Below are 7490 nucleotides of genomic sequence, written 5' to 3' on the forward strand. Positions count from 1 at the left end.
CTGGCGGAACGGCAACAGGAGCTGGCGGAACGGCAACAGGAGCTGGCGGAACGGCAACAGGAGCTGGCGGAACGGCAACAGGAGCTGGCGGAACGGCAGCAATGGTTGGAATTACGCATAACTAATCTGGAAAATGGCACACAAGACCACAATCATCGCCAGGTAGCAGAAATCCATCAGATTGGACAGCAGATGCGAGACTTTGCTGAACAGTTGCTCGGTATAGAGACAACAATTACTCAGATTATGTCCCGGGTCGGTGATGTTTCATCATTCTCTCCGCAGAAAAAACATTAGCTTATGCGTGTCGCTGCTATTGTGTTAAGCTGGAATGCTTCCGAAGCTGTATTTGCCTGTCTGGCATCGCTCTTTCAACAGTCAATTCCGGTACAAGTCCTGGTTGTCGATAATGCTTCCGGTGATGGTACGCCAGCACTAATTGCGCAGATGTATCCAGGTTTGCGCCTGATCTGTAATGAGCGAAATCTGGGCTTCGCTGGTGGCGTGAATACAGGTATTCGGGCGTTACTGGCTGATCCGGAACCACCTGAGGTCATTGTGCTGCTCAATCAGGATACAGAGTTAGATGAGCGATGTATTGAGCATCTGGTAGCTCCGCTGGAAGTTGATTCAGAGATTGCCGCAGTGGGTGCCAAAATTCATTATCCAGATCGAACTATTCAGCATGCTGGCGTTACGTTGGAGTGGCCTCGCGCGATTGTGCGACATATTGGCTGGCACGAACCAGACAATGGACAATACGATGAGTCGGTTGAGTGTGATTGGGTCACGGGCGCAGCGCTAGCGTTGCGAGTGCAGGCGCTTGATCCAGCTCAACCGTTTGACGAAGGCTTTACCCCAGCCTATTTTGAAGATATCGACCTCTGTCAACGACTGCGACGGGCTGGTTGGAAGATTGTCTACAATCCGGCTGCTACTCTGGTACACCACGAGTCTCTCTCTTTACCTGATGAACTTCAACGAAGTTGTTACTATAATCGTGGTCGTTTGCGCTTCATTTTCAAGCATTATTCTATCGATACACTCCTCAATGAATTCATTCCGGCAGAACTGGCTCATGTGCAACAGCATGCGCTGTGGCCGATTGAAGGGCATGCCTTGCGCTGGGCATATGCCGAGACCTTACTCAATTTTAGTGCTATTCTGGCTTCGCGTCGGCAATTAGATTCGACACTCACGCCGACTGGTGAGGAACGTCTGGTCGCAGCGATTCAAGATCTCATTCGCGCTCAAGCGGTTGCGTACTGGCAAAATACTCATCGACGCGCTGATTGGATGTTCAACCATTGACTCCTATGCAAACACATTCTCTCTACGGTGTTGAATATACTCTGCTTGAACCATTGCCCGAACGGCTGATTCAGGATGAACCACTTCTCATTGGTCTACGATTGCGCAATGTTGGTCCTTCTCCCTGGTTGAATACCGGTTATCCCGTTCTGATTGTCGCGCGCTGGATGACTCCAGATGGGCAAGTGCGGCATGAGTTACCCTGGCAACCATTGCCGCATCCGGTACCCGTGGGTGAACAGATAACGGTTGAACTGCGAGTCATTGCTGACCTGCCACCCGGTTCGTATCTGCTGACCATCGAGCTGGTTGAGCACAACATCGCATGGTTTCGGGATCGCGGAGTGAAACCGTTCTCCTGTCCGATCACGGTTGTGCAGTCAGATGCTCCCCGTATTACAGTACTCAACGGTAACTGTCTTGCCAACGACGCGGTAGGAACGCATGTTGCCTCGCAAGTGCGGGCATTGGCTGCGGCAGGCTTTCGACCGTTATTACTAACGGCATTCATTGATGCCCAGTTACCCCGCGCGTTGCGTCGCTTTATGGTTGCTGTCAATCCACATCATATTTTGCAACCAGACGAGCAGAGTCGATTTGCTGCCGAGCATTTTCGTCGTTCTGCAGCCGTGATCGTGAACTATTCGTCTTACTACGATCTGGTTGAGCTGATTCGAGTAGCGCGAGCCCCAATCCTGTTCGACTATCACGGCATTACACCACCTGCGATTTGGGGTATTGGCAATCCAGGCTATGAAGATGTTGTGAGTGGAGTTGCCAATCTACCGCTGGTGCGTTTTGCCGATTATGCTGTTGCGCATAGCCAGTATATGGTTGATGAGCTGGTTGCAACAGGTTTGATTGCGCCTGATCGGGCTAGTGTCCAACCATATCCGGTTGTTTCCAGGTCGGCTTATGCCGGGTCGCCTGATCCAGGTCTCCAGGAACAATATCGTCTTCACGGTAAAACGGTTTTGCTCTATGTAGGCCGGATGGCTCGGAACAAACGCATTCATATCCTGGTTGAAGCTCTGCCTTTGATTCGTCAGCGCTATCCAGAGACAGTGTTGTTGCTGGTTGGAGAAACCGGCCATGTCTATGCCGGGTATGTTGCTGAAGTCAAAGCGCGGGCCGCAGAGTTGGGAATTGCCGAGGCAGTCATTTTTACCGGGCCACAACAACGAGAACGAATTAGCGAGTTTTATCGGCTATGCGATGTATTTGTTACTGCCAGTATTCATGAAGGCTTTTGCATGCCGGTCGTTGAAGCTATGGCCCTGGGTAAACCGGTAGTCGCGGCAGCGGCAACCGCTTTACCCGATACAGTAGGCAATGCCGGTTTACTGTTCACCCCTGATGACCCGGTTGACCTTGCCCAACGGGTGATGAGAGTGCTGGCTATGCGGGATGATCATCAACCCGCAGCGCTGCTGGATCTACCTCAGGCCCGGCAACTGCTCTCTAACCGTCCGATCGCATTTGTTACCCCGCGTTACGGTCGTGATGTGTTGGGTGGAGCCGAGCGCGGCGCGCAAGCCTGGGCTGAACAACTGGCAGCGCGCGGTATTCAGGTTGAAGTATTGACGACCAATGCGATCGAACTGATCGGCTGGCAGACGGCACCATTGCCTGAAACCGAAATGATCAACGGTGTTGTTGTCCGCCGTTTCCCGGCTGATCTCATCAATCCCGCTGGTTTTCACGATGTGCAGATGAAAGCGGGGCGCGGGGAGGTGATTACTCGCCGTGACGAAGAGCGCTTTATGCAACATAACCTGCGTAGTCGGGCACTTGAAGCATATATTGCCGATCATCGCGAGGACTATGCGGCGTTTATCTTTACTCCGTACCTCTTTGGCACGACCTATTACGCTGCGCAGCAAGCCGGCGACAAGGCATTTCACATTCCATGCCTGCACGATGAGCCGGCAGCTCAGTTCAGTCTGTTCCGGGAGATGTTAGAAGAAGCGCGTGGTATCTTCTTTAACTCTCCGGCAGAAGAACAACTTGCGCGCGCGAAATTACATCTGGCTAATCCGTGGACAGCCGTTTTTGGCTATGGTTTTGCCGAACAACCGCTGCAAGGCGACCCTGAACGTTTCCGTGCCCGCACCGGTTTACAAGCGCCGTTTCTGCTTTACAGCGGTCGGCTTGAAACGGCCAAAAATGTATCGCTCCTGGTGGAATGGTTTGTAGCTTTCAAAGATGCTCATCCTGAAAGTGACCTGGCGCTGGTTCTGGCCGGTCAGGGGGATTTGCAACTACCTGAGCGACCAGACATTGTTCGGCTTGGGATGATTGTTGACCGCCAGGAGCTGGCCGATGTTTATGCTGCCTGTCTGGCGCTCTGCCAGCTTTCGTTGAATGAGAGCTTTTCAATTGTGATAATGGAAGCCTGGCAACAACGTCGACCGGTCATCGTTCACGCCGATTGCAATGTTACCCGCGATCACGTTGCCCGCAGTAGCGGTGGTTATGCATGTCGGACAGCGGACGAATTCAGTACAGTGATTGGGCGATTATTAACCAATCCTGATGAAGCAGCGCAATTGGGTGAGCAGGGCTATTATTACGTGCGTGATCAGTTTGGTTGGAATAAGCTGATTGAACGATTTATCATCACGCTTGGTTCGTGGCTGCAACCGCGTCCGCTGCTGGTCGAACTCGCGCAGCGTGGAATTCGGCGCGCGCTGAATTTTACATATGATCGGTTTGAAGCGCATTTGATCGAACTATTGCATCTGATGCTTGCTGAGTATCCTGACTGGCAGTTGCTTGATCAATTGCGAAGCGAAATGGCGCTGATTACAGAACGGAATAATCATACCATCAGAGCCATCAACAGTCACGAACCTCGTGCCGCGCCAATTGTTGATCGAGTTCGCCAGTTGATACATCGTATCTGGCCCAAATATCACGCGCCAGAGCCAGCGACACAAACCGCTTCTGAAGATAAGATCATGGCGACTGTGGTTGTCGGGTTGGTTGATATGCTGGTGCAGTCTCGCCACGATCAACGTCGTCTTGAACGTGAGCTGGCTTTGCTCAAGGCGCATCTTGCAGCGTTGCAGAAGGGTAACTAAATATAATCCGTTTGGTTTGATCTGAATTCAAAGAGCATTGTATAGCGAACCAGTAGATGGCTCTTGCGTTGCAAGCCATCTACTTTTTTGCTATTTGCATCTGAGCTAGCTGTAATCTCAGGCTGGCGGCATATCATAGTTATGTTTTCGTTCGCTCGATATGCTATCTTGATTTCGGATATAGTAATGGCTTGTCCCACAAGGAGTAGAGCAAAATGTTAAAATATTTACCCTTCCTCTTCCTCATCATCCTGCTCATCGTAACCGGCGCTCTGCCAGTGCAGCAGGTACAGGCTGGATATGCCGATCAACCGCCACCACTGCCCGGATGGACGCATCCGTCTGGGTACGGTAATGGGTTTCCAGCGCACGATACAGCAGCACGTCACGGTATTAATCTGGGTAATGCGCCGATTATTCGTAGCTCGCCGGTTATCGCTGAGATCGACGGCAATACGTCAAACCATAAGGAAGTTGCAGTGGTAACCAGTGATGGCTATCTGCACGCGCGGCGGGCTAATGGGAGCCAACTCTGGCCGCCAGTGCAATTATTGCCGGCGCCGTGTACTCCTCAAGCAGGTGACGTGGTTGGCAATAGCAATCCGGCAGTGGGCGAGCTACTGGGTAATGGTGTGCCGTATATTGTGGTAGGTTATGGGACGGTGTTCCCATCAAACTGTGACGGTGGAATCGTAGCAGTAAATGGACAGACCGGCCAGATTGTATGGCGTTTTAGCCTGCGTCAGTGGCAGATGCAGGAACAGTACCCGCCCGAAGATCTGTATGGTATGGTGTCTGCGGTAGCGCTAGCCGACGTTGATGGCGATGGCAAAATGGAGATTGGCTTCGGCGGTTTAGATCGAAATCTCTACCTATTGAGCGCAGTTTCCAACACGAGCTACACGGTGCGCTGGTACTATCACGCTGCCGATACGATCTGGTCTACACCGATCTTCTACAATATCGATAGTGATCCTGAGCTTGAGTTATTGGCTGCAACTGATATTACTGCTAATCCCGTTCTGATCCCTCCAACGCAAGATGGTGGTTTCCTCCACGCCTTCGATACCGCATCTCGTACTCCCAAGCGGATTGAGTTTCAAACCGGATTTATCTGGCGTACCTTTGTCGATCAGGCGCTTTACTCTTCCCCAGCCATTGGTGATGTTCTGCCTGATCAGCCCGGCAATGAACTCGTCATTGGCGCAAGCTGCTGGCTTCCTATCAGCCCAATAACTCAACCGGTGTTGAAGCGAGGGAACTGGGTTAAAATCTTCCGCCTGAGCGATGGCGCTGTTTTACAGACCCTCGATGCGCCCGGATGTGTCGAGTCTTCACCCGCGTTGGGTGACATCGATGGCGATGGCAGGTTAGAGATAGTTGTCAATGTCGGTTGGGAGGGGGATAGTCGTATTCCTCATAGTGAAGTCGTAGCCTGGGATCCAGAAAATTCCAATCCAAAGTGGCGCACTATTCCGTATAGCGCGAATTATGATGAGGATTCCAGCCGACGTTTTAACGATCCGAGTGGTGGTAATCTGCAATCACCTGTTATTGCCGATATTAACGGCGATGGGATTGTAGAAGTGTTGAGCGCCAATTTCTGGAGTGTGGTCATTCTGCGCGGGTATGATGGACAGCAGATAACTTGTTTTCTTTCGCCGTCGTGTGGTTCGACACCGTCACTATACGCCTGGTATACGCTGAAGTCAACTCCGGCGGTTGGTGATATTAACGGCGATAATGTGCTCGATGTAGTGATTGGCGGTGGTCACATCTTTGTCAATGGCGCAAGTGCGGCTCCACCGATCACCGCTCATCTCTACGCCTGGACGAGTCTCGCCAGTGTGTTTCCTGCGCAAGCGGCTCCATCCGGCTATCAACTTGCTCCTCCGTATAGCATGCCGTGGCCTCAGTTCCGCCGAACAGCAACGAATCGGGGCGTTCAACCCGGTTTGCAAGCAGCGACGAATAATCTGTTCGTGCTCACTGATGGTACGTCATCAGCTACTTACCAGATCGGGCTAATGTCGAGCGATGGTTCTCCGCTGACCTTGAGTCTTATTGAAACCGGCGATACTGGCAATGTTGTGACAGCATCGCTGAGCAATACGACAGTTAGCGACCTGAATCCAGCTCAGGTGTTGTTGACCATCAATGCTGCTTCTGTCAGCAATGGGACGTATCCAGTGACGTTAACCGTTTCATCTTCTGGTGTGCCTTCAGTGCAAATTCTTGTTACCATCAGGAAGGTAAGCGTCGTATATCAAACCTTTACGCCGTTACTGATACGGTAAAGATTGCTTGCACTAAGGCGATCTCTGGTTGTTCCTTCCGAACAACCAGAGATCGCTCCTTTGATGAGTCGTGCTATAATCAGGCGAAAAATGGTGGTAGTACGACTCCACCTGGAAAAAGACAGGTTGTTAAACTGCCAATCGCGTGGGTGGCTGCGATCTTAGACAGTTTTCCTGCGTGCATGTGATTTGTACGACTAAGGCGTTTTGAAGACAAATGTGAGGTAGATCGCGATATGACCCATCTCATCACTGGCGGCGCCGGGTTTATCGGCTGCAATCTGGCCGATTATCTGCTGCGGCAAGGCGAGCGCGTAACCATTGTCGATAATCTGAGCCGACCGCGCACGCCGCTCAATCTGGCCTGGCTCCAGGAACGGTACGGCGACCGATTGCGCTTCGTGCAGGCCGATATTCGTGATGCGGCTGCGATGCAGGCGGTGATACCCGGCCATCGCGTGGTCTATCATCTGGCCGGTCAGGTGGCTGTCACTACTTCAGTGAAGGATCCACGGAGTGACTTTGAGATTAACGCGCTGGGGACTCTCAATGTGCTGGAAGCAGCGCGGCTGGCTCCTGAGCCACCGATCGTCTTGTTCTCCTCCACAAATAAGGTCTATGGCGGCATGGAGACAGTTGTCGTTGTGGAGGAGGAGACGCGCTACCGTTATCGTGATCTGCCCAATGGCGTGCCTGAACATCAGTTGCTCGATTTTCATTCACCTTACGGGTGCAGCAAAGGCGCTGCCGATCAGTATGTGCGCGATTATGCCCGTATTTATGGCCTGAAGACGGTGGT

4 protein-coding genes and 1 pseudogene are annotated in these 7490 nt (G+C 52.0%); all 5 read left to right on the forward strand.

The window, feature by feature from the left end:
• Positions 1 to 297: pseudogene (locus tag Q0650_RS02595) on the forward strand (glycosyl transferase family 1); the annotation flags it as partial.
• A gap of 3 nt (positions 298 to 300) precedes the next feature.
• Positions 301 to 1311, forward strand: a complete 1011-nt coding sequence (locus tag Q0650_RS02600; protein ID WP_298815628.1) for a glycosyltransferase family 2 protein — start codon at positions 301 to 303, stop codon at positions 1309 to 1311.
• A 5-nt stretch (positions 1312 to 1316) separates the two neighbouring features.
• Positions 1317 to 4394 (forward strand): glycosyltransferase family 4 protein, encoded by a 3078-nt coding sequence (locus Q0650_RS02605; protein ID WP_298815630.1) that lies wholly within the window; start codon positions 1317 to 1319, stop codon positions 4392 to 4394.
• 215 nt (positions 4395 to 4609) lie between these two features.
• Positions 4610 to 6691: a VCBS repeat-containing protein gene (locus Q0650_RS02610; RefSeq protein ID WP_298815632.1), complete on the forward strand. Its 2082-nt coding sequence runs from the start codon at positions 4610 to 4612 to the stop codon at positions 6689 to 6691.
• 236 nt (positions 6692 to 6927) lie between these two features.
• Positions 6928 to 7490: SDR family NAD(P)-dependent oxidoreductase (locus Q0650_RS02615; RefSeq protein WP_298815634.1), on the forward strand; the 563-nt coding region annotated here is incomplete at its 3' end.

It is taken from the genome of uncultured Chloroflexus sp. (genome assembly GCF_937129525.1).
GTDB lineage: Bacteria > Chloroflexota > Chloroflexia > Chloroflexales > Chloroflexaceae > Chloroflexus.